This window comes from Emticicia sp. 17c (assembly GCF_037153985.1).
Lineage (GTDB): Bacteria > Bacteroidota > Bacteroidia > Cytophagales > Spirosomataceae > Emticicia.
The window spans coordinates 301,147-324,378 of sequence record NZ_JBBAYI010000002.1; the positions used below are offsets into that span (position 1 = coordinate 301,147).

Below are 23,232 nucleotides of genomic sequence, written 5' to 3' on the forward strand. Positions count from 1 at the left end.
TATTATTTATCTAAAAAAAAACAATAGTATGCTTGCATAATATTTTTAAAATCTGCTATCTTTGTAACAGTATGCACGCATAACAATTGCAGTGCTTTTTATTTTGCCAATTTCAACTTTTAATACTATGGTAGCAACTGAAAACAAAGCCTCTATTAAAGGGGGTGAGTTCTTGATAAAAGATGTAGAAGCACATCAGATTTTTATTCCGGAAGAATTTTCAGAAGAACAACAAATGATTGCTGAAACCTGTCGTGATTTTTTACGTACAGAGATTCATCCACGCCTGAACGAAATCGATAATGCCAAATCACCAGAACTGATGTCGTCGTTGATGACAAAGGCTGGCGAGTTGGGGCTGCTAGGAACGGCAGTTCCTGAAGAATACGGCGGATTCGGTATGAACTTCAATACTTCAATGCTAGTAGCCGAAGCCTTAGGTCAGGGGCATTCATTTTCAGTTGCGCAATCGGCACATACCGGTATCGGAACTTTGCCTATTGTTTACTATGGTAATGAAGAGCAAAAAGCCAAATACCTGCCACTATTAGCCACAGGCGAATGGAAAGCAGCTTATTGCTTAACTGAGCCAGATTCAGGCTCAGATGCCAACTCAGGCAAAACCAAAGCGGCGTTATCGGCCGATGGCAAACATTATATCATTAACGGACAAAAGATGTGGATTACCAATGGTGGTTTCGCCGATTTGTTTATTGTGTTTGCTAAAATTGATGACGATAAAAACCTGACTGCCTTTATTATCGAAAAAAGTTTTGGTGGCATTACCATGAACGAGCCTGAGCATAAATTAGGTATCAAAGGCTCTGACACCCGCCAGATTTTCTTTAACGATTGCCACGTGCCTGTCGAAAATATGCTTTCTACCCGTGGCAATGGATTTAAAATTGCAGTAAATATCCTAAATATAGGCCGTATCAAACTTGGTATTGCAGTTATTGGTGGCTCAAAAGGCTCATTAGCTCATGCCATTAATTATGCCAACGAGCGCAAGCAATTTGGCGTATCAATTGCTACTTTTGGTGCTATTAAATATAAACTGGCTGAAATGGCTACCCGCATTTTTGCTTCGGAGTCGGCCAATTACAGAGCCGGACAGAACATTGATGATGCCATTGAAGATTTAAAAGCACAAGGCTTGAACGACGCCGATGCCAAATTGAAAGCATTGGAACAGTTTTCGATTGAATGTGCTATCATGAAAGTACATAGCTCTGAAGTACTTGATTATACCGTTGACGAAAGCTTACAGGTATATGGCGGAATGGGTTACTCGGCCGATGCGCCTATGGAACGTGCCTACCGCGATGCCCGCATCAACAGAATTTTTGAAGGCACTAACGAAATCAACCGTATGTTGATTGTAGATATGCTTTTAAAACGTGCCATGAAAGGCGAAATTGACCTGATGGCTCCTGCCATGGCCGTAGCCAAAGAAATTATGTCGATACCTGACTTCGGTAGTATTGATGATGACAGCCTGTTTGCCGCCGAAAAGAAAGTGTTGAAAAACCTGAAAAAAGCTGCCTTGATGGTAGCAGGTGCTGCCGTACAGAAATTCATGATGGCTCTTTCGGGAGAACAGGAAATTCTGATGAACATTGCAGATATGATTATCGAAATCTATGTAGCTGAATCAACACTATTACGGGTTGAAAAACTGATTAGCACCAGAGGCGAAGCAGCCGCAGCGTTACAAAAAGATATGGCTATGATTTATCTGCACGAAGCTGTTGCAAGAATTAACAACTCAGGTCGTGAAGCCATTACCTCATTTGCCGAAGGCGATGAACTAAGAGTAATGCTTATGGGCTTAAAACGCTTCACCAAAATTGAACCAATGAACCTTAAAAATGCACGCCGTAACATTGCGGATGCCATGATTGAGGCAAACAAGTATATTTTTTAAAGCTCAAGTAATCAACAACTAAAAATCAATAAACCGTCTTTCTGATTAGGGAGACGGTTTTTTATTGTTTCCGTGTAGGCACAAACTCCCAGAAGTCTGACACACCGATATACTTCTCGGTATTTATCTTGGTAGTACCTATATAATACCCAAAGCCTATATAGGTTTTGCCCGATACCTTTGCCGTAGAAACTTTAATATTACCACTACCCGGATAAGTAGCAAAATTAGCCCATTTGTCTGTAACGGGGTCGTACTGCCATATATCTCTGAAACCCTTAGGCTGGGTTTTGCTTTGGCCGAGACCATAGTATATTTTGTCGTCAACGCCAAACATCACACCCTCGAAACGGTCTTCACCCGGGAAATCGGCTTTTTTAATCCAAGTATCATTATCGGCATCGTACTGGTAAAATTCTTTGGTTTTTATCTTTTCATTCTCGCTTTCCAGTAGCATGAACCCAAATTCTTTTTTATTTACCTCAGCCGAAGCCATAGCAAATTTACCAAGATAACTACCCGTAAAAGGCTTGCGTTTATAGTATATGCGGGCATTGTTAATATACCACATTTGTTTTCCGGCATTATTTTCAATAAAATATCCGGCGTTATTAGCCATGAAACCTGTCAGAATACCTTTACCTACAATATCGCCACTCTGGTTAAAGTCAGTCTGCTGCCAGAAATCAGTATAATAGTTTACACCATTGGGATAATTCTCGTTAGTGGTGTATCCACCACCAAACAACGAATAATATTCTACTTCTGTTCGGCCAAATTGAGCAAAAGGCCCCAATAGCATGGGCGAGTAGCGAGGCAAGCCCGCCACTGTTCTGAAGTTCCAGTAATTGCCTTCGGGCGAGTATGTTCCTGTAATAACTGTTTGGGCATCAATATTGCCCATCATATCAATACGGCTTCGGTTATCTACGGCCAGATGGTCATTAGTAGTATCAGGCCGCCCCATTACACAGGTATAGAGGTTTTCTGTTTCTGTTTTTACGATACCCTCATTGAACGAATAATTGGTGGGTGAACTCAATTTTCGCCACATGGGTGAGTCAGGCGTATAAGTGGGTGCTTCTTCTGATGTAGGCGACTCATCAACCAGTACTATTTCTTTTTTCTCACAAGCCACAAAACCCCAGAGAACCCCACCAAGAAGTAATATTTTTAAGCTATTTTTCATAAAATCATTCTGTTTATTTCCATTCAGCAGGAGGCGTGCAACCATACCCGGGGTACGTTGTCTGGCAGTCAGAAGTTGGTTTCTGTGTTACTACCGGCGGAGGTACAAGCCCGATACTTAGTTCGTTCGAAAAGCTAACCTGCGAGGGGTCAACTATCAGGCGTCTGGTAGTAACTCCCGACACCCCAAAAAAGCCTAGTGCAAAATCTTTATCGTCCTTTTCATTGATTACATTTCCTATAATGGTTGAAGGCAATGGGTCAAAAATACTTCCGGTTCTGGTGCGTTGTTCTTCGTATTGCTCCCAGAAAAGGTAAGCCTCCTGCGAGATTGACATCTGCTTTACTTCAATATAATGCTTTGCCAGAGGTGCGTCAGGGTCAATGGGTGAAAAATGTACCAGCCGTTTTTTAATGTCTTTGCCGTTAATATAGGTATCGGCAAAAACGTTAATTCCTTCGTCACGGTTATATGCCCAGCACGAAAAACTACAAGTATTGGCCCCGCCTCCTTTGGTTATTTTCAGGGAAATGGAATAGCTCTTCCAGCGATAATAATCCGATGAATTTTCGGCGTCTTTGGTATCTATATAAGTACGAACAAAGTCCTGAGTTTTATCGGCATAAATATTATTGATGGCAGGTACACCCTTCATTAACTGTGGTTTGGTAATGTACACTTTTCCATCGGGCATTTCGATACGTAAAGAATAAGAACGGCCTATCTGGCATTGATACTGGTTATCGCTCTGGTATAAGGCTGGTTCATAGATATTCTGCCGGAAACGTACCGAATTGCCCTGGTCATCGGTCAGAATAACCCTTGCACCGTTTACCGCTAGTCTGGAAGTAATAATACTCCCAGAAACAAACTTGCCCGAATAACTCAGCCGTAAGTTGTAAGGTGGGCTTTCGTTGGTTATTTCTCCGTCTACTACCAATATGGGGGTTTCGTTTCTATAAGGTAGCTCTACCTGCTCCACGCACGACAACTGAATAAAAATAGCAAGTAATATAAATAGTATATTTCGTTTCATCTTTTTAAAAATTGTAAGTAACAGCTACTGCCGGTATGACACTGCCAAACACCGACAAACGATATGAACGGATAGAATTATTATAGCGCACAAAATAGATGGAGTACGGATTCCGACGTCCATATATATTATATAACGATAGCGAGAACGTGGTATATTTCTTTTGTTCAGGGGTTTTTCTGGTATCTTTCAACAAAGAGGCATCCAGCCGGTGGTAGTCAGGAATACGGTCGAGGTTTCTGGATGAATAATCGATAACTGTTTTTCCTAACAGCCTGTAAGTACGGTCAGGATACGTGGCTGGCCTGCCTGAGGCATACACAAAGTTTGCAGAGAATGTCCACCCGTTACTAATAAAATGCTGAATAGAAATAGCCAGATTATGGGGTTTGTCAAAAGTAGAAGGAAACCACTCGCCCCGATTAATCTGTTCAGAAGGGAAGTCTGACTGAACCCTTGCCAATGTTCTTGAATAAGTGTACGACAAGCTACCTTTCAGCCGCCCCTTGTTTTTCTGGATACTCCCTTCAATGCCATAAGCCTTACCTTTAGCGGCAATAAGCTCGGTTTCAATAGTCGGGTTAAAATATAACCTTGCCCCATTTTTATATTCTACCAGGTTCTGGATGTCTTTATAGTATGCCTCAATGGATGTTTCGTAGGTATTATCCTTGAAGTTTTTGAAGATTCCGAACGATAACTGGTCGGCTATCTGTGGCGGAATATGCTTGTCGGATACCTTCCAGAAATCGACAGGCGAAATAGCCGTAGTATTTGAAATAAGGTGCAAATACTGGCGCATCCGATTGTAACTGAACTTAACAGCCGAGCTTTTAGTAATAGCAAAACGAAGCGAAAGCCTCGGCTCGATACCTCCGTATTGTTTGATTACCTGATTTTTTCCGTAAGATATGCTATCAATAACACTCTGGCTACTCCTCGACTGCCCCTCGGCGTAGTCAAATACTTGTTTGGGGCCTAAATTCTGAAAAATAGAATAGCGCGCTCCTGCCTGCAAACTGATTTTTGAAGTAATAGACCAGTCAACACTTACATAAGGCGACACCTCACGGGCAAATTCTCTGGGCAGGTCTAATGTAATAATGCTTGAGGTACTCACATCAGGCTTAAGATTACCCGGACTAATATTATAATCTATGGCATTAACACCTATTTCGGCTTTTAGTTGTTCTTTGGGGGTATATAAAGCGAAAGCCCTTAGTTCGTTATGGCGTACATTTGAATTAAGAGTAAATTCATAATCGGTGCGGTAGCCTTGCGTACCAAAATTATAATTACAGTAAATCCCTTGAAAATTAAGCGAAAGGTTTTTGTTAATGAGGTTACTGTATTGTATGCTCAGGTTTTGTGTTTTGGCATAATAGAGGGTATCATCGGCAAACTTGAAATTATCGTAACTCCGGTAACTGTTTAAGGTCAGAATATTTTTACTATTGATTCTGTACTGAATTTTTGCATTCAGGTCATAGAAAAAAGCCTTACTTTTATCGGTAGGTGCCGGAAATTGGTTAATCATAAAGTTGGGGTAAGCTACGCGCCCTGCTACCATAAAGGTAATTTTGTTTTTCAGGATAGGTCCCTCAAGTACTACTTTACTTGTAATAAGCCCTACGCCTACCGAGCCTGTAAGCCTTTCGGCATTTCCGCTTTTGGTATTCATCTCCAAAAGCGACGATAACCTCCCCCCGTATTGTGCAGGAATACCACCTTTATATAATGAAACGCCCGACAACGCATCTGAATTAATACTACTCAGAAAACCCAGTAAATGCGAAGTATTATAAATAGGCATACCATCTAATAAGACAAGGTTTTGGTCTACCCTACCGCCCCTTACATTAAACCCGCCTGCCCCCTCGCCTACGGTTGTAATACCCGGCTGTAAAGTAAGTGCCTTAATGATGTCTGTTTCGCCAAATACTACCGGAATTTTCTTAAGGTTTTTCATTTCCAGCTTTACCACACCCATTTGGGTTTCTTTGATGTTACGGTCTTCTTTAGTGGTTTTTATTTCCACTTCTGCCAGTTCATCTACACGCACCGAAAGCTGCACAGAGCGTGTCAGGTTCTGATTCAGGTTTATATTAAATGTTTCAACTTTATAACCCAGAGCGCGCATAGTAACTATATAGCCGCCTTTGGGCAAAGCCACCATGTATTTACCGCTGCTATCTGTTAATGTACCTGACGACAAACCCGAAAAAAACACTCCTACGCCCGGTATAGGCTGCCCACTGGTAGCATCTGTTACCGTACCCGATAAAAGAAATCTGCTCTGAGAAATAGCATGAAAGGAGAATAACAGTAATAGCACACCAAGTAGTGTAGTTCTCATAATTTCGGTCAAAAGAAAGATTATAGGCTCAAGTATTCATTCAAAATTACAAATAATTATTTCTTAAACAACATATATACAGGTGCTTGTCGATGAATGTTCGGAAAAATCCTCTGATTACGACTTTTAACAGGACAAAAATTTTTTCTAAAAAAAACAACCCAAAACTTGCGCAACCAATTAGTTGCATATATATTTGCAACCGTATAGTTGCATAACAATAATTACCAACATGAGAAGAGATGTATTTCAGGCCATTGCCGACCCTACCAGACGAGAAATTATAGGTGTTGTAGCCAAACAGGCGTTAAATCTGAATGCAGTAGCCGAAACTTTCGACATAAGCAGGCAGGCGGTTTCCAAGCATATCAAAATCTTAACAGAATGCGGGCTTATTGTGATAAAAAAACAAGGGCGGGAGAACTACTGCATAGCCAAACTGGAGAAGTTAAACGAAGTAGCCAACTGGGTAGAGCAGTATCGTCAGGTTTGGGAGCATAAATTCGATGCGCTAGATACCTTGCTTGAAAGACTACAACAGCAGAACCAGAACAGCGAAACTCAAAACCCTTAGGCATCAAAAAAGCCGTCGGGTTGTGTATTGCTACCTAACCTCAAGTTATTGTATTAATCATTTATTAAAACCTACAAAATTATGGAGAAAGAACAAAAAATTGCCCCGTTCTTGTGGTTCAACGGAAATCTTGAAGAAGCTCTGAACCTATATACCTCTGTCTTTAAAAACACAAAAATAATCTTTGCTAACCGTGCAGGTAACAAAATCATTAATGCCAAGTTTCAACTGGAAGGCGTCGAGTTCATGGCGTTAGATGGTGGCCCTGCCTATGCTTTTAATCCGGCTATTTCATTTTTCGTGAACTGTGATACCCAAGACGAAGTAGATGAACTATGGGATAAATTAATAGCCAATGGGGGCGCACCTAACAGGTGTGGCTGGCTACGCGACAAATTTGGCGTATCATGGCAGATTATCCCTCAGGCTTTAGGCCAATTGCTTAATGACCCTAACCCCGCAAAAGCTAAAAAAGTAATGGATGCCATGCTACAAATGGATAAAATTGAGATACAAAAATTAAAAGATGCTTATGCAGAAGCATAAAACAGATACAGACCTGACAATAATGTACCATCACAATTTAATGAACAATAATTATGAAAAACAGCAATGAAACAAAAATTGTAGGCGAAGCCGGCAAACAGGAAATTATTATTACCCGAGAATTTGAAGCCCCTCGTGAACTGGTTTTTAAAGCCTATACTGACCCAGAGCTTCTAAAACAATGGCTAGGCCCACGAGGATACCAGATGCAGGTAGAAAAATTTGATGCCCGAAGCGGCGGCGAGTATCGTTATATTCATGTGGGTAAAAACGGAGAAGAATATGCGTTTCGTGGGGTTTTTCATGAGATTAATGCCCCTGAGCGGGCCATTCAGACTTTTGAGTTTGAAGGAGCCAAAGGGCACGTATCGCTAGAAACAGCCCGCTTTGAAACCCTACCCGATAATAGAACCAGAGTAACTACGCTTTCGGTTTTTCAGTCAATAGCCGACCGCGACATGATGCTGCGCTCAAACATGGAAAGTGGTGTAACAGAAGGGCACGAACGCCTCGATGAATTATTTGAACAAGGGTTAGTAAATTAAATAATAGCCTTACCAATAAGTATTATGCCCTGCTTAAGCGTAATAAAGTAAATGTTGTGCCAGCCAAAAAAACACGACCGTTTTTTATTTTTTGGAAAATAACTACCTTTGGCACTCCAAATACTATTATGACATCATTGTAGAGGCTTCTACAATCAAAGATTTAAACTTATACATCATGGCATACGGACTACTTAAAGGTAAAAAAGGAATTATTTCGGGTGCTTTAGACGAGAAATCTATTGCATGGAAAGTAGCACTGAAAGCGAAAGAAGAAGGTGCATCAATCGTATTAACTAATGCCCCTATCGCAATGAGAATGGGCGAAATTAAGAAATTGGCCGAAGCCTGCGAAGCAGAGATTATTCCGGCAGATGCAACTGTTGTAGAAGAAATTGAAAACCTCTACACCAAATCGATGGATGTTTTAGGCGGAAAGGTTGACTTCGTGTTGCACTCTATTGGTATGTCGCCGAATATTCGTAAAGGCAAAGCCTATGGCGATTTGAATTATGACTGGTTTTTGAAAAGCGTAGATGTATCGGCTTTATCTTTCCATAAATTTTTACAGGTAGCCGAAAAAATGGATGCAATCAATGAATGGGGGTCGGTAGTAGCTTTGAGTTATATGGCTGCTCAACGTACTTTCCCGTTTTATACCGACATGGCAGAAGCCAAAGCCATGCTGGAATCAATTGCACGCAGCTACGGGTATCGTTACGGTAAATTAAAGAAAGTTCGTGTAAATACGGTTTCGCAGTCGCCTACAAAAACTACTGCCGGAACTGGTATCGGAGGATTTGATAAATTTTATGACTTTGCCGATAAAATTGCCCCACTAGGCAACGCCTCGGCAGATGATTGTGCCGATTACGTCATTACGCTATTCTCAGACCTTACCAGAATGGTAACCATGCAGAATCTTTTCCATGACGGAGGATTTGTAAACACAGGTATTTCGGAAGATATTATGAATCTGTTGAACTAATGATTCTGATACATCTCTTAATAAAAAAACAGGAACCTTCCGGCTCCTGTTTTTTATTTTTATTTCTTTAATTCTCCTTCAATCATACGCCAGATATTTAGCGGATTATCATCTTTCAATTCATCGGGCAAAAGGCTATCGGGAAAATCCTGAAAACTTACCGGACGTGTAAAACGTGTAATGGCTCTTGTGCCTACCGAAGTAGTACGCGAATCGGTCGTAGCCGGAAAAGGCCCACCATGTACCATCGCATGATTTACTTCTACGCCTGTCGGGAAACCATTTATGATGAGCCTGCCTACTTTTTGCTCCAGAATATCAAGTAATTCGGTATATTCTTCTAAATCCTCAGGCGTACCGTGTACGGTTGCCGTCAGGTGGCCTACCAGATTTTGAGCAGCTATGAGTATTTCTTCTTTGGTATTTGCCTCTACTACAAGGCTTGTAGGCCCGAATATTTCCTCAGCTAGTTCAGGCTTAGCATTTAAAGAAGCTATATCAGTACGTAAAATAATGGGTTCTACGGCCGTAAAGCCTTCAGGGGCTTTACCAATGCCTACTACTTCGGTAAATTGCCTTGAGTGGTCGGTTCCTCTTACGTATGCATCCCGAATACCCGGCGTAAGCATAACCCCTCCTTGTGTATTTGAGGCATTTTTTTCTATTTCCTCCATAAAATCTTTATTATTTTGCAGGAACAGAATACCCGGATTGGTACAGAACTGGCCAACCCCCAACGTAGCCGAAGCCAGATAGCTATTAGCAATAGCTCTGCCTTTTTCGGCAAGTATTTTAGGTAACACAAATACAGGGTTTACACTTCCCATTTCGGCATATACCGGAATTGGCTGAGGACGGCTAACGGCTGCATCGAAAAGGGCTTTTCCGCCTTTGAACGAACCCGTAAAACCAATGGCTTTTACCACAGGATGTTTTACCAGAGCCATTCCGACCTCGTGGCCATCATCAAACAATAAAGAAAAAACGCCATCAGGCATATTGGTGGCTTCGGCAGCTTTCTGAACAGCTTTACCTACCAGTTCGGAAGTACCTAAATGCGCCGGATGTGCTTTAAAAATAACACAACAACCTGCTGCAAATGCCGAGGTGGTATCGCCACCCGCTACCGAGAATGCCAAAGGAAAATTACTTGCTCCGAAAACACCTACCACACCGAGAGGTCGTTCCATTGAGCGGAGGTCAGGGCGTGGGGCTGGCTGGCGGTCTGGCATGGCTGCATCAATGCGTGCATTTACCCATGAGCCTTCGCGCAAAAGCTGAGCGTATAACCGAAGTTGCCCTAGCGTCCGGCCTCTTTCACCAATGGCTCTGGCTTGTGGCAAGCCCGATTCCATCGTATATCTTTCAAGCAGGGTATCACCCAGATTTTCTATTTCTTCTGCTATTTTTTCCAGGAAATTAGCTTTTTCAAAACCTGATTTTTTGCGGTAAATCTGAAACGCTTTCTCGGCTTTTTCAGCCGCATATTCAAGTTCGTCGAGGGTTGCTTTAAAAAAGAGGGGTGCAAGGGTTTCGCCCGTGGCCGGATTAATACCTTGTATGGCTACTGTACCTTCTGAAAAGGATTCAAAGCCGATAATGTTTCTTCCTGTGAGTTGCATTGTAGAAGTCAATAACAATAGGCCGCAATAAGCTTGCAACCTAACGTTATTATGGGTTTATGATAATTATTATTTTGTTTCTACGGTATTAACAAGGGTACCTATGCCCTCAATGGTAATTCTGATTTCATCGCCTACCTCCAGAGTAAAATCATTAGGTGGCACAATGCCTGTCCCTGTCATCAGAAAACACCCATGTGGAAACGATGTTTCCCTGAAAAGGAACTCTACCAGTTCGGTATGTTTCCGTTTCATACGGTTAATGGCTATCGAATCAGTAAAAAATGGTATATCAAAGCGTAAGATTTCAATTTTAATCATTGATTCTGACGAAATAGGTTCATCCAGAATCCTGATACAAGGCCCTATGGCAGTACTTTTATCATAAGACTTTGCCTGAGGCAGATACAACGGGTTTTCGCCTTCAATATCTCTCGAACTCATATCGTTGCCAACTGTGTAGCCCGAAATCTGTCCTTTTGAGTTAATAAACAAGGTAAGTTCAGGCTCTGGCACATTCCACTTGGAATCTTTGCGGATACGTACCCTCTGCCCCGACCCTACTACACGTGCAGGTGTAGACTTAAAGAAAATCTCTGGCCTTTCGGCATCATATACACGGTCATAAAAGTTATCTCCGCCTGCATTTTTCGATTCTTCCATACGTGCATCCCTGCTGCGCAGATAGGTAACTCCGGCAGCCCATACTTCCTGCGACTGAATCGGGGCCTGTAAACTATTATCAATCAAAGACTTGTATTCTGGCACAGGCGAAAGCAACTGTATTTCACGCTGTAATTCAAAAAATAAATCTTCGCGATTAATGAATAAATCCCAGTCCTGATGACGAGAGAGAAAATACTGGTTTTGGTATTCGATAACGAATCCTTGTAAGGTTTTATAGGCTTTCATTGAGCGGCACAGTAATTTTATCAATATTAAGCAAACAGGCTCATTGGCAGTCTGTTCTGGTATTTCTTCTATTTATTGTACTCTTTTAAGAATTCCAAAAGATAAACTAAGCATTTTTTTGTTATACTTAGTAATTAAAAAAACATTAATCGGAGCATATTAATAACATTTAACTTATCTGTTTGGCTATTTGTTACAAATTTTATTAAAAACTCTCAATTAAACTAATACAATATACTTCATATTGTATATTACTTAGAATTGTTGTTTAAGTACTATGAATATTTATCTTAACTTAGCGGCAGGAAACTTAAAACCACTTTTATGCTAAGAAAATTACTATTCATCTGTTGTTTTATGATAACAAGTGCTGCAAGTTATTCGCAGGCGTTTACCTATTACCCTTTTAATTCTATTTTTTCAATCGCAAGTAACCCCAATAAACCTGTATGGGTCGATTTCCGGTTTCAGATGAACTCCTATTTCTCATCACTCAGCACGGATATTTCTCCGATGATAAACCTCACTAAAGGCCCCAAAGCAAAGTTTTACATAGGTGCTGGCATAAAAGCCAATTTTTTGAATTACCTCAACACCGACGCTAGCAAGAGGAATCCGCTAGAGGGCTACTTTTTTAACTTGGGTGTGCGGGTTTCTCCTATCGAAAAACTTCCACAGTTTCAGGGCGTATTTGAGTTGTCTCCGTATGCCAATAAACAGTTCGATTTAGGAATTTTCCGCGCCAATTTAGGGGTTGCCTATGTTTTCGGCAAACGCAAGAAAAACCAGTAAAACAGTTTATAACTGCGGAATTTGTATACCTGTAATTTTTCGGTAAAGGTCTATGGCAAAGAGGTCTGTCATGCCTGAAATAAAATCTACTACCGATTGCAGGTTCTGATATAAACCCTGCCCTTTGCTGATTCTGAACTGATTTGGAATCAGTTTTAGCAATTTCTTTGATTTAGGCGAATCGGGCGATAACACCGCCGAAACAAACTCTTTCAGCAAACCGCCTATTACATGGTAACCTGCAATTTCTATTTCAACAACCGACTTATCGTTGTAAATTTTTCTGATTGATATTTCATCAATTTTTTTAATCAACAACGTAGTTTTTTCATCCAGAAGGTCTATCAGCGGTTTATTCAGCGTACCGGCCAATAGTTGTTCTTCGTAGGTAAAAAACACTTCTGTGCATTTAGCTGTTAACTGGCCTATGAGCATTGCCCGCAAAAAAGACAACTTCTGTTTATCATCTTCAATGGTATCGACACGCTCGCTGATACTGGGCTTACCTTCTCTTTTTTCAAAGAAAGGCTCCAGCAATTGCCGCACCTCATGAATCGATAAAATTCCTAAACGATGGGCATCTTCCAAGTCTATGATACGATAACAGATATCATCAGCGGCCTCGACCAGATACACAAACGGGTGCCGCGCAAACACATTGGCGGTATCGTCTAGCTGATTAATTTGTAACTCTGCCGCTATACGGCGGTAAAACTCGCTTTCGGTATCAAAAAAACCTGATTTTTTAGTAGAAATCAACCCTGTTTTTCTGAACCCCTCGGTCGAGTTGGCCGGATACTTAATAATCGATGCCAACGTGGTATAAGTCAGGTTCAGGTTACTCTGGTTAAAAATACTGGTCAGAATACGAAAAGCATTGGCATTGCCTTCAAAATTTTTAAAATCATTAAACTGGTTTTCGATCAGGGCTTCGGTCAGAATTGCTTTTTTGTCTTCTTCAAGCTCTTTAAAATACGTTCTGATAGCATCTTCGCCCGAATGCCCGAAAGGCGGGTTGCCGATGTCATGGGCAATGCAGGCAGTCATGACTACCGCCGAGAGTTCAAACTTGTAAAATTCTTTTGCCTCCTGTGTGAGTGTGTGGTCGTATTTAGCCACTATTTTTTCACCGATAGCTTTACCCAACGACCGCCCCACAGAGGCCACTTCCAAACTATGCGTAAGCCTGTTATGCACAAAAACTGCCCCGGGCAACGGAAACACCTGTGTTTTGTTTTGCAAACGCCTGAACTGCGACGAAAAAATTAATCGGTCATAGTCTCGCATATAATCATTTCGGAAACTATCCTGAGCATTTTTGTCTTCTGCTCCTAGTCGTTTATTAGAAAAAAGCGTTTGCCAATACATGATAAAATATTAAAATTTATGTTGCAAGATACACAATGCCTCTTGCAGTAGGGTGTAGCCCTGATATTATTTTCAGGATTTTTCACCAAAAAATATTTGCAACGAGCCCACTTTTAGTGATACCAGACAAAACCCTTCACAATCTATTAAATTATAGAAAGAAATAATAGAACTTTTCTCATAAAACATTAATATTCTACTTACATAAATATAGATTTGTATTGATAATAGTATTTGCATTCAATCTCCAATTTTTCTCCGTTTTGAAAGTAATTATCATTAAATATAATGCGGGTAATGTGCAGTCGGTTATGTACGCGCTCGAACGCATTGGTGTGACTTACGAACTCTCTGACAACCCCGAGGTAATCAGTTCGGCCGAAAGGATTATTTTTCCGGGTGTAGGTGAGGCCAGCACAGCCATGAAAAGCCTCCGCGAAAGTGGCCTTGACAAACTAATCCCGACGCTAAAACAGCCTTTTCTGGGTACTTGTGTAGGTATGCAGTTATTGTGTAGGTCGTCAGAAGAAAACAACACCGACTGCCTCGGTGTGTTTGATGTGCCTGTACTTAAATTTCCGGTTATAAAGGGTTTTAAAGTGCCACAAACAGGCTGGAACGATATTTATGGTTATGGGTGTTCGCTAACTGATGACCTAACAGAACATTCGTATGTATACTATAACCATGGCTACTATGCCCCCCTGTGCGATTTTACCGTAGCCCGAACCACCTATATGCTCGAGTACTCGGCTATGCTACAAAAAGACAACTTTTTTGCAGCACAATTTCACTCGGAAATCAGCGGAGATGTAGGCCAGAAGATTTTTGAGAATTTTTTAAAGATTTAACACCAGTTTTATACCATACCGGAATACGACAAAAATATGCTCCAGATTATACCTGCCATTGATATTATTGAAGGCAAATGTGTTCGCCTCACTCAAGGCGATTACTCACAGAAAAAAACCTATAATGAAAATCCGCTCGAAGTAGCAAAAATGTTTGAAGGGGCCGGAATCAGACGTTTACACCTTGTTGACCTTGACGGAGCCAAACAAAAGAAAATCGTGAATGCAAAGGTACTGGAAACCATTGCCTCAAAGACCAGTTTACAGATTGATTTCGGCGGTGGTGTGCAGTCGGACACTGATATTAAACTGGCTTTTGACTGCGGAGCCAAGCAGGTAACTGGCGGAAGTATTGCCGTTAAAAACCCCGACTTATTTGAATCATGGATAAAAACTTACGGAAGCGAGGCCATTATTCTGGGGGCAGATGCCCGTCAGGAAAAAATCGCCGTAAGTGGCTGGGAAGAAGAAACAAGCGTATGGGTATATGATTTTGTAGGAGAATGGATGCAGAAAGGCATTCAGTATACTATTAGCACCGATGTAGCAAAAGATGGTTTGCTACAAGGGCCATCGGTTGATTTATACAAAAAAATGCAGGCGCAGTTTACTGACCTGAAAATAATAGCCAGCGGCGGAGTAAGCTCTATGCAAGACCTTGAAGAATTAGCCGAACTAAATATTTTTGGTGTTATTGTAGGCAAAGCCATTTATGAGAATAGAATTAGTCTGAAAGATATTGAACAGCGTTTTTTATGATTCATGAATTCAGAAAACCCGGGTATGTAATTAGTACCAACAAAGAACTATTACAGTTTGATGTAATTCATAACTTTCTGAAAATCAGCTACTGGTCGCCCGCTATTCCGATGGACATAGTAAAGCGTGCAGCAGAGGGGTCAATTACCTTTGGTATCTACAAAGAATCTGGCGAGCAGGTAGGTTATGCCCGCGTTGTTTCAGACTGTGCTACTTTTGCCTATCTGGCCGACGTATTTGTGCTAGATTCAGAAAGAGGACAAGGGTTATCTAAATGGCTAATGCATTGTATTTTGCAATTACCTGAGTTACAGAATTTAAGACGGTGGTCGTTAGCCACGCGTGATGCCCACGGCTTATATGCCCAGTTTGGTTTTGTTCCGCTGGATAAACCCGAAATTATGATGCAAATTGCCCGCCCTGATATTTATCTGGAAATGCAGGCAAACACCGAAAACAAACAATAAAGTTTTTAGCACAAACACGCTGTAAAAATTAATACTGAAACCCTAATTTCAGAAAAGATTTTTACTGCATAATTCAATCATAATGCTTACGAAGAGAATTATTCCTTGTTTAGATATAAAAGACGGACGCACCGTAAAGGGCACAAACTTTGTAAACTTACGTGATGCCGGCGACCCCGTAGAACTAGGTGCGGCATACGCCCAACAAGGTGCCGACGAGCTGGTTTTTCTGGACATTACGGCTACTGTTGAAGAAAGAAAAACACTCATAGAACTCGTACGCAGGGTGGCTCATACGATTAATATTCCGTTTTGTGTAGGTGGGGGTATTGGGTCGGTTGCAGATGTTTCAAAGCTATTGAATGCAGGAGCAGATAAGGTTTCTATTAACTCGTCGGCAGTTCGTAACCCCGACTTAATTAATCAACTAGCTTTAGAGTTTGGCTCTCAATGTATTGTTGTGGCCATTGATACCCGCTATATTACCCTCGAAAGCGGCACACAGGCTCATATTGTACATACACACGGGGGGCGGAAACCTACCGACCTGAACACGTTGGCATGGGCCAAAGAAGTAGAAGACCGCGGTGCTGGCGAAATATTGTTAACATCGATGGACACCGACGGAACTAAAGCAGGTTTTGCACTGGACTTAACCGCACAGATTTCAGACAACGCCAATATTCCGGTGATTGCCTCAGGTGGTGCAGGAACTATGGAACATTTTTACGATGTATTTACTACTGGCAAGGCCGATGCCGGACTAGCCGCAAGTATTTTCCATTTCAAGGAAATCGGGATTCCTGAGTTAAAAAACTACCTGAAAGACCGTGGCATTTCTATGAGGCTATAAGCACCACTATACAAGCATTTGTAGTAAAAAATCCGACTGAACTAAAGCATTAATCAGGCATTGACCTTGTTTATGCGCTTGCGTTCAATCAGGTTTTCGAGCAGGAGCGTCCATTCGTGGGCTTCGCATTTCCAATCCATCTGAGTTATTTTCATGGGAGCAAAGAATTGTAAAACCGGATTTTCGTAGGAACTCAACAAAGGACCCAGAAAATAGCAGAAATTGTCATCCTCGGCGGGTAATTGGCTTCGCTTGTTTTCTTCAGCGAGCCTTGCTACTGTTGTTAAATAAGCCAACGTATTGTTGTTGTATAACTTAAAAATAGCCGTTTCCAGCATTATTTTATTCATTTCAGTTTGTTCTTTCTGAAGACATTGCAGAGCTAATGCAATAAGCCTTTCTCGATAAGTTTCCAAAGGTGTATTATTAAACTTACCTAACAGACGCGCCAGATGATAAATAATTAATGGTGCAGTAGCATAATTGTGCGACACCTGAAACGAGTGTGTGATTAGCTCCTGCCTTTCTATGATTCCGCCTAGAAACTGGTAAGTATCCGTATCATACTCATTATGTGGCAAATGGTAATATTCAATCAGATACATCAGGTTGCACAACGCACAGGCATCAAACTCAATAGGCATATTTTTGCCAAACCAAGTTGAATACACTTTCAGTTTGCGGTAAGGCTTTAATGTATTTCTGACCTGCCGCTGTTGCTGAGGCCCCGCTGATAAATTGGCATGTTGCAGAAGTTTTTGTTTTAACCAGTGCAATTCGTCGGCTTGTGGGTTGGTAGTGAGGTATATCAACGCCGTATCGTCAATATCATCGGGTAATCTGAAATGTTCCAGATGCCTGAAAATATAACCATTCGGGAAATGCCGCGATACCCGCCCATCTTTAGATGTTTGCCAGAAATTATAAGTTTTCAGGCCATCTTTATTCTGAAAGGCTCCATAATTCTGCACCGCTTTGGCTATCATACCATCAATAATACTATTTACATCAGCCGCTAAATATGGCTTAAGCTGGTTCAATACAAATACAATGCTTGCAGTAAAAAAAATATTAGTGTCGGGGCGTTTGTAGCGCAAATATTTATTCTGTCGATACGAGGCAAACATACCTTCAGGAAAATAAGAATCGCCCCGCGATTGCAGCAAGGCGATTCTCTGAATAATAGCTGTAATTATATCGTTTTCAGAATCAGCGTAACTCATACTTTCAGAACCAGTTTACCTGTATTTTCGCCTTTAAAGAGTTTCATTAATGTTTCAGGAAACGCCCTTATACCTCCTTCGGCTATATCTACCTTCCCGTTTAGTTTACCCTGTGCAACCCATCCGGCCATTTCTTTAATAGCTTTGCCATAGTTTGGTGCGTTATCAAATACCACAATGCCTTCCATTCTTGCCCGATTTACCAGTAACGACAAATAGTTGCTAGGGCCTACTGGTTTCTGTATTGCGTTGTATTGCGAAATAGCCCCACAGATAACAATACGGGCTTTTAAATTAATAAGGGTCAGTACTGTATCTAGTATTTCTCCGCCTACATTATCAAAATAAACATCTACGCCGTCAGGGCAGGCCTCTTTCAGGTTTTTTCTCAAATCGCCTGTTTTGTAGTCTACGCAGGCATCAAAACCCAGTTCTTCTACTGCATATTTACATTTTTCTTCTCCGCCTGCAATACCTACCACACGGCAGCCTTTAATTTTAGCAATCTGCCCTACTACACTTCCTACGGCCCCTGCTGCCCCTGATACCACTACGGTTTCGCCTGCTTTCGGCTGGCCTGTTTCGAGCAAGCCGAAATAAGCCGTTAGCCCTGACATACCTAGTGTGCCCAGATAAACCGGCAGCGGAACAAAAGCGGGGTCAACCTTTATTACGTCTTTTCCATTCAGAACAGCGTATTCCTGTACGCCTGTGGTGGCTGTTACAGAATCGCCTGCTTTAAAATCAGGGTGTTTCGATTCTACCACTATGCCTGCGCCTAAGGCTCGCATAACCTCACCTATACGCACCGGACGGATATATGATTTACCTTCGTTCATCCAGCCACGCATGGCGGGGTCAATAGAAAGATATTGTGTTTGTATCAATACTTGATTTTCTTCAATTTCGGGTATATCTACTTCTTCAATCTCCCAACATTCGGGGGCGGGGTTGCCAATTGGGCGGGCTAACAAATTAATACGTGTGTTCTTCATAAAATTTCAGGTTGATTTTTAACCAAAACTATTACTTAAAATTAAATTTACTGGTATTTCTCTTAAAATACTTCATGCTTATAGCTATATAAATGAGTATCAGGCAATAAAATGTTATTTTTTCTGAAAAAACTTTTAAAAGATTTTTGAATAATGTATAAGAATTTAGTAACTTTGCAGCCCAAATTAGATTAGCAAAGATATTAAATACATAAAACAATGGCGAAGAAAGGCAATCGTGTACAAGTTATATTAGAGTGCACTGAGCAAAAAACAAGCGGTGTAGCAGGTATGTCTCGCTACGTAACGACCAAAAATCGTAAAAATACTACTGGCCGTATGGAGTTAAAGAAATATAACCCATTCCTGAAAAAACATACCTTACATAAAGAAATTAAATAATTTTGGTTTTCGGGGCTTAGCAGCTTGCTGTTCAACTCAATCAAATTATTAAAATTAATACATCATAAAACGATACTAAAATGGCAAAGAAAGTAGTCGCTACACTTCGTGATAAAACTGCAGGAAAAAACTTCGCAAAAGTTATTAAAGCTGTGAAGTCTCCTAAAACAGGTGCATATACTTTCAAGGAAGAAATGGTTCCTATGGAAGAATTGCAAAATGCGTTGAAAGCATAATGCAGCAAAAATATTGGTAGAAGCCTTCTTGATATGTCGAGAGGGCTTTTTTGTTTTGGCATTCATAGAAGAATGGTTGCCAGAATATGGTTGCCAGAATACTTGCCTGATATGCTATTTTTACATTTTTTGAACAGACCTTCATAATTGTTAATTCATTGAAAGACCAACAAAGTAGTAGCCATTTTTTCCCTATCAGGGTTGTTGCGGCAGATATTGACGACTTAAACCATGTTAATAATATTGTGTATCTTCGCTATGTTCAGGAAGCTGCCGGAAGCCACTGGTTTACAGTAGTGCCTGCTGAATTAAGCTCACAGATTATATGGGTAGTGCGCCGCCATGAAATTGATTACCTTAAACCCGCTTTTCTGGGTGACGACTTAATAGTAAAAACTTGGGTAGATAACTTTACCGGGGTTACAAGCGACAGGCATTGTGAGATATTAAGAGGAGACGAATTACTGGCGCGTTCAAGAACTTTGTGGGTTTCGCTCGATGCGAAAACTTTCCGGCCTAAACGCGTAGGAGAAAATATTGCCGGCTTGTTCTTCCGTAATGCTAGCCTTTAAGCGTGCTTTTTAAGGCTTAATTTAGCCTTATGCTAAAAATTAAACTGAAAGTATCATAAAATTGTTATAGTTTTGTCTTAGACCACACACTTCTTATCAATTATTCATTTTACATTATTATTTATAAATGGGCTTATTTGACTTCTTTTCAAAAGAAAAAAAAGAAACGCTTGATAAAGGATTAGAAAAATCGAAAACAAGTATTTTTGATAAAATATCTCGTGCCATTATCGGAAAATCAAAGGTTGACGATGAGGTATTAGACGAACTCGAAGAAATTCTGATTAGTTCGGATGTAGGCGTGGAAACAACGGTGAAAATAATCAGACGTATTGAAGCAAGAGTTGAAAGAGATAAATATACAACGGTTGAAGAACTAGACAAAATTTTGCGTGAAGAAACGGCCTCGCTATTAGCCGAAAATAATTCGCAGGATGTAAGAGATAGTTTTGAAACCGAACACCTGCCCAAGCCTTATGTACTTATGGTAGTAGGTGTAAATGGCGTAGGAAAAACCACTACTATTGGTAAGCTGGCACATCAGTTTCAGAAAAGAGGCAAAAAAGTGGTGCTTGGTGCAGCCGATACTTTCAGAGCAGCAGCCGTTGACCAGCTTAAACTCTGGGGGCAACGTGTGGGTGTGCCTGTAATTGACCACGGCATGAACACCGACCCCTCGTCGGTAGCTTTTGATGCCGTAAAAAAAGGCATGGAAATGCAAGCCGACATTATTATTATTGATACGGCAGGGCGTTTACATACCAAAGTAAACCTCATGAATGAGCTAGGAAAAATTAAGCGTGTGATTCAGAAATTTTTACCAGAAGCCCCACATGAAGTAATGCTTGTACTCGATGGCAGTACAGGCCAGAATGCCGTTATACAAGCCCGTGAGTTTACGAAAGTTACAGAAATTGACTCGTTGACTATTACAAAACTGGATGGTACAGCCAAAGGTGGTGTAGTGATTGGTATTTCTGATGAATTTAAAATTCCGGTGAAATACATTGGTGTAGGCGAACAAATGGACGACTTACAGGTTTTCAATAAAATGGAATTTGTAGACTCTTTATTTAAAAAATAGGCATTACTTAATTGCTTAATAAACAACAAAAGCCGCTTTCGTAGCGGCTTTTGTTATAAACAGGTAGCCCGTTATCAGGCTACATCGCATATCTGAACGCCTTGTCTGAGTGAGGCAATCTGGTCGGCACGCTTAGGCACAAATTCTTGCCCCACAAAGCCTTTGTAGCCTGTTTCGACAATGGCCTTCATAATAGCCGGATAATTCAATTCTTGTGTATCGTCAATTTCGGCACGACCCGGCACACCTCCGGTATGGTAATGCGCAAAGTAAGGATGATATTTTTTAATAGTGGCAATTACATCGCCCTCCATGATTTGCATGTGGTAAATATCATACAACAATTTGAACTTATCTGACCCTACTTTATCACATAAATCAACGCCCCATTTGGTGTGGTCACACATATAATCTTTATGGTTTACTTTGCTGTTTAGTAGCTCCATTACCATAGTAACACCATATTTTTCGGCCGATGGCATGAGTCTTTTCAGACCTTTTACACAGTTTTCCATTCCTTCTGCATCCGACATTCCGTTTCTGTTGCCCGAAAAGCAAATAACTTTGTCATAGCCAAATGCTTTAAGTTTAGGAAAAATCCCCTCAAAACTAGCCACTAGCTCGTCGTGTAAAGCGGGGTTATTGAACCCCTTTTCAATACCTAAACCCGCACCCCATGGTAAAGCACAGGTAAGACCATATTTTTTAATTGTAGGCCATTCGTCAGGGCCTTGTAGCTCTACTGACTTCATACCCATTTTGGCAGCCTCTTTGCAAAGGTCGTCAAGAGGTATTTTCCCGTAACACCAACGAGCCACCGAGTGGTTGATTTTACCGTTCAGTTCGCTACCCAATACTTTTTCGTTTGCAGCAAATGCTTCGGTAAGTGTCATGGGTGCTGCCATAACAGCCGCCCCTCCTATGATGTTTTTCAAGGCTGAACGCCGAGTTGAATTCGTTTCCATTAGTTTATTTTGGTTAAAATGAATAGCATTGTTGTTTTGCGCCACTAGTTTGTTCTGACGCTCACGGCATCAGCCGTCGGAAAATCCTTCGGAACAGTCTGTTTCACCTTACCTGTGGCCACCCACTCGGTTCCTCGTTGTAAGGTAGTAATAAACCCTTTGCATTGCTGCGAGTAATTACCATGCCCTAATGTTGTATGAAACACCTTTCCTTTACCATAAGCGATTGTCATTAGCATAGGCTCATTTCTGCCTGACCCTCTTTTTTCTTTATCACTATATGCCGTTGCCAGCACTTCTACATTTTCGGCAGGGCCTCTCAGGCGGTCATAAAGTTCATCTTTTTCATGAAGCCACGCTTCTGGCAAACCTTTGGTAATAGGATGTGTGGTATTTCGGGCTTTTATCAGAAACTGGTGTTCTACACCGTGGCTTCCGCCACGCCCTGCGCTGGTGTCATGTACAAAGTTATGCTTTTCTTCGTCGTAATATACATAAGGGCCCGACTTTTCGTTGCGGTCGCCCCAACCACCTACGCCAATCATTTTGTTGTATGCTTCCCATTCAGGAAAAGCGTTATCTGCCGCGTGTACTACCACAAAGCCGCCGCCATTACGTACAAATTTTTCAAAAGCATCCTGTGTAGCTTTCGACCACGAGTCGCCGTTATAATTAGATAACACAACTTTATAGGCTGAAAAATCGGGCTTAAAAGCCTCCATATCTCCACCTTGTGGCGGGGTTGTAGCCACACTCACCTTAAAAAGCCCTGTTTCTTCCAGATACCCTTTCATTAGCTGGGTAGTCTGAGGCCAGTTTTTATGATTATTCTGGCCATCAATTATCAGTACATTTATTTTCTTCTGCCCATTAGCTCCCAGTATCGAAAGTAAAAGCAAGCTACTCAGCAGAATAGTTCTTCCGACTAAAGATATGATTTTATACATCGTTTTTGAGGTTAAAAGTTATC

Annotated in this window: 24 protein-coding genes; 14 read left to right on the forward strand and 10 right to left on the reverse strand. The window is 41.1% G+C overall.

Translation table 11 applies throughout. The features are described 5' to 3' along the window. Positions 1-127 precede the first annotated feature (127 nt). The gene (locus WAA15_RS05805; RefSeq protein ID WP_337041651.1) at positions 128-1,927 is read left to right on the forward strand and encodes an acyl-CoA dehydrogenase family protein; all 1,800 of its coding nucleotides are present in this window, start codon (positions 128-130) and stop codon (positions 1,925-1,927) included. Positions 1,928-1,988: 61 nt separating this feature from the next. Here WAA15_RS05805 and WAA15_RS05810 read toward each other — a convergent pair whose 3' ends face one another. Genes WAA15_RS05810 through WAA15_RS05820 form a run of 3 tightly spaced genes read right to left on the reverse strand, consistent with a single transcriptional unit; the run spans position 1,989 to position 6,508 of the window. Beyond that, positions 1,989-3,116, reverse strand: a complete 1,128-nt coding sequence (locus WAA15_RS05810; RefSeq protein WP_337041652.1) for a hypothetical protein — start codon at positions 3,114-3,116, stop codon at positions 1,989-1,991. 13 nt (positions 3,117-3,129) lie between these two features. Then, entirely contained in the window at positions 3,130-4,152 is a 1,023-nt protein-coding gene (locus tag WAA15_RS05815) for a DUF4249 domain-containing protein (protein WP_337041653.1), read from the reverse strand. 4 nt (positions 4,153-4,156) lie between these two features. Further along, complete coding sequence (locus WAA15_RS05820) at positions 4,157-6,508, reverse strand: TonB-dependent receptor (RefSeq protein WP_337041654.1); 2,352 nt, start codon at positions 6,506-6,508, stop codon at positions 4,157-4,159. A 232-nt stretch (positions 6,509-6,740) separates the two neighbouring features. Here WAA15_RS05820 and WAA15_RS05825 point away from each other — a divergent pair, with 232 nt between their 5' ends. From WAA15_RS05825 to WAA15_RS05840, 4 genes are all read left to right on the forward strand, one after another. After that, a complete protein-coding gene (locus tag WAA15_RS05825) occupies positions 6,741-7,082 on the forward strand; it encodes an ArsR/SmtB family transcription factor (protein ID WP_337041656.1) in 342 nt (113 codons plus the stop codon). An 81-nt stretch (positions 7,083-7,163) separates the two neighbouring features. Beyond that, positions 7,164-7,628 carry a VOC family protein gene (locus WAA15_RS05830; protein WP_337041658.1) on the forward strand — a complete coding sequence of 155 codons (465 nt, stop codon included), beginning with the start codon at positions 7,164-7,166 and terminating at the stop codon, positions 7,626-7,628. A gap of 53 nt (positions 7,629-7,681) precedes the next feature. Beyond that, positions 7,682-8,173 carry an SRPBCC family protein gene (locus WAA15_RS05835; protein ID WP_337041660.1) on the forward strand — a complete coding sequence of 164 codons (492 nt, stop codon included), beginning with the start codon at positions 7,682-7,684 and terminating at the stop codon, positions 8,171-8,173. A gap of 178 nt (positions 8,174-8,351) precedes the next feature. Continuing rightward, positions 8,352-9,161, forward strand: coding sequence for an enoyl-ACP reductase FabI (locus WAA15_RS05840; RefSeq protein ID WP_337041661.1), 810 nt, complete (start codon positions 8,352-8,354; stop codon positions 9,159-9,161). 59 nt (positions 9,162-9,220) lie between these two features. Here the strand turns inward: WAA15_RS05840 and WAA15_RS05845 are convergent, their stop codons facing one another. Both WAA15_RS05845 and WAA15_RS05850 read right to left on the reverse strand, forming a co-directional pair. Then, a complete protein-coding gene (locus tag WAA15_RS05845; protein WP_337041662.1) occupies positions 9,221-10,783 on the reverse strand; it encodes an aldehyde dehydrogenase (NADP(+)) in 1,563 nt (520 codons plus the stop codon). 69 nt (positions 10,784-10,852) lie between these two features. Further along, entirely contained in the window at positions 10,853-11,695 is an 843-nt protein-coding gene (locus WAA15_RS05850; RefSeq protein ID WP_337041663.1) for a fumarylacetoacetate hydrolase family protein, read from the reverse strand. A 357-nt stretch (positions 11,696-12,052) separates the two neighbouring features. Between WAA15_RS05850 and WAA15_RS05855 the strand changes: the two genes are divergently transcribed. Next, the gene (locus tag WAA15_RS05855) at positions 12,053-12,487 is read left to right on the forward strand and encodes a hypothetical protein (protein ID WP_337041665.1); all 435 of its coding nucleotides are present in this window, start codon (positions 12,053-12,055) and stop codon (positions 12,485-12,487) included. A 6-nt stretch (positions 12,488-12,493) separates the two neighbouring features. Here WAA15_RS05855 and WAA15_RS05860 read toward each other — a convergent pair whose 3' ends face one another. Continuing rightward, complete coding sequence (locus WAA15_RS05860) at positions 12,494-13,855, reverse strand: deoxyguanosinetriphosphate triphosphohydrolase (protein WP_337041666.1); 1,362 nt, start codon at positions 13,853-13,855, stop codon at positions 12,494-12,496. Positions 13,856-14,118: 263 nt separating this feature from the next. On the opposite strand from WAA15_RS05860, the gene hisH reads away from it, so the two are divergent. The 4 genes from hisH (at position 14,119) to hisF (ending at position 16,785) form a co-directional block, all read left to right on the forward strand. Then, positions 14,119-14,706, forward strand: a complete 588-nt coding sequence (hisH, locus tag WAA15_RS05865; protein ID WP_337041667.1) for an imidazole glycerol phosphate synthase subunit HisH — start codon at positions 14,119-14,121, stop codon at positions 14,704-14,706. 36 nt (positions 14,707-14,742) lie between these two features. Beyond that, on the forward strand, positions 14,743-15,465 hold the full coding sequence (hisA, locus tag WAA15_RS05870; protein WP_337041669.1) for a 1-(5-phosphoribosyl)-5-[(5-phosphoribosylamino)methylideneamino]imidazole-4-carboxamide isomerase: 723 nt from the start codon (positions 14,743-14,745) through the stop codon (positions 15,463-15,465). After that, the gene (locus WAA15_RS05875) at positions 15,462-15,932 is read left to right on the forward strand and encodes a GNAT family N-acetyltransferase (protein WP_337041671.1); all 471 of its coding nucleotides are present in this window, start codon (positions 15,462-15,464) and stop codon (positions 15,930-15,932) included. Before hisA ends, WAA15_RS05875 begins: the two co-directional genes overlap by 4 nt. Before the next feature lie 82 nt (positions 15,933-16,014). Further along, positions 16,015-16,785, forward strand: a complete 771-nt coding sequence (hisF, locus tag WAA15_RS05880; protein ID WP_337041672.1) for an imidazole glycerol phosphate synthase subunit HisF — start codon at positions 16,015-16,017, stop codon at positions 16,783-16,785. Between the two features lie 53 nt (positions 16,786-16,838). Here hisF and WAA15_RS05885 read toward each other — a convergent pair whose 3' ends face one another. Both WAA15_RS05885 and WAA15_RS05890 read right to left on the reverse strand, forming a co-directional pair. Then, positions 16,839-18,008 (reverse strand): hypothetical protein, encoded by a 1,170-nt coding sequence (locus WAA15_RS05885; protein ID WP_337041673.1) that lies wholly within the window; start codon positions 18,006-18,008, stop codon positions 16,839-16,841. Next, positions 18,005-19,003 carry an NADP-dependent oxidoreductase gene (locus tag WAA15_RS05890; RefSeq protein ID WP_337041675.1) on the reverse strand — a complete coding sequence of 333 codons (999 nt, stop codon included), beginning with the start codon at positions 19,001-19,003 and terminating at the stop codon, positions 18,005-18,007. Before WAA15_RS05890 ends, WAA15_RS05885 begins: the two co-directional genes overlap by 4 nt. 219 nt (positions 19,004-19,222) lie before the next feature. On the opposite strand from WAA15_RS05890, the gene rpmG reads away from it, so the two are divergent. From rpmG to ftsY, 4 genes are all read left to right on the forward strand, one after another. Next, positions 19,223-19,405, forward strand: a complete 183-nt coding sequence (gene rpmG / locus WAA15_RS05895; protein ID WP_337041676.1) for a 50S ribosomal protein L33 — start codon at positions 19,223-19,225, stop codon at positions 19,403-19,405. An 80-nt stretch (positions 19,406-19,485) separates the two neighbouring features. Beyond that, positions 19,486-19,641, forward strand: coding sequence for a DUF4295 domain-containing protein (locus tag WAA15_RS05900; protein ID WP_015029008.1), 156 nt, complete (start codon positions 19,486-19,488; stop codon positions 19,639-19,641). Between the two features lie 158 nt (positions 19,642-19,799). Next, entirely contained in the window at positions 19,800-20,213 is a 414-nt protein-coding gene (locus WAA15_RS05905; protein ID WP_337041680.1) for an acyl-CoA thioesterase, read from the forward strand. Between the two features lie 127 nt (positions 20,214-20,340). Continuing rightward, positions 20,341-21,297: a signal recognition particle-docking protein FtsY gene (gene ftsY, locus WAA15_RS05910; protein ID WP_337041681.1), complete on the forward strand. Its 957-nt coding sequence runs from the start codon at positions 20,341-20,343 to the stop codon at positions 21,295-21,297. A 74-nt stretch (positions 21,298-21,371) separates the two neighbouring features. On the opposite strand, the gene WAA15_RS05915 is transcribed toward ftsY, so the two are convergent. Continuing rightward, entirely contained in the window at positions 21,372-22,262 is an 891-nt protein-coding gene (locus WAA15_RS05915; protein ID WP_337041682.1) for a hydroxypyruvate isomerase family protein, read from the reverse strand. A gap of 44 nt (positions 22,263-22,306) precedes the next feature. Then, positions 22,307-23,209, reverse strand: coding sequence for a ThuA domain-containing protein (locus tag WAA15_RS05920; protein ID WP_337041683.1), 903 nt, complete (start codon positions 23,207-23,209; stop codon positions 22,307-22,309). Positions 23,210-23,232 lie beyond the last annotated feature (23 nt).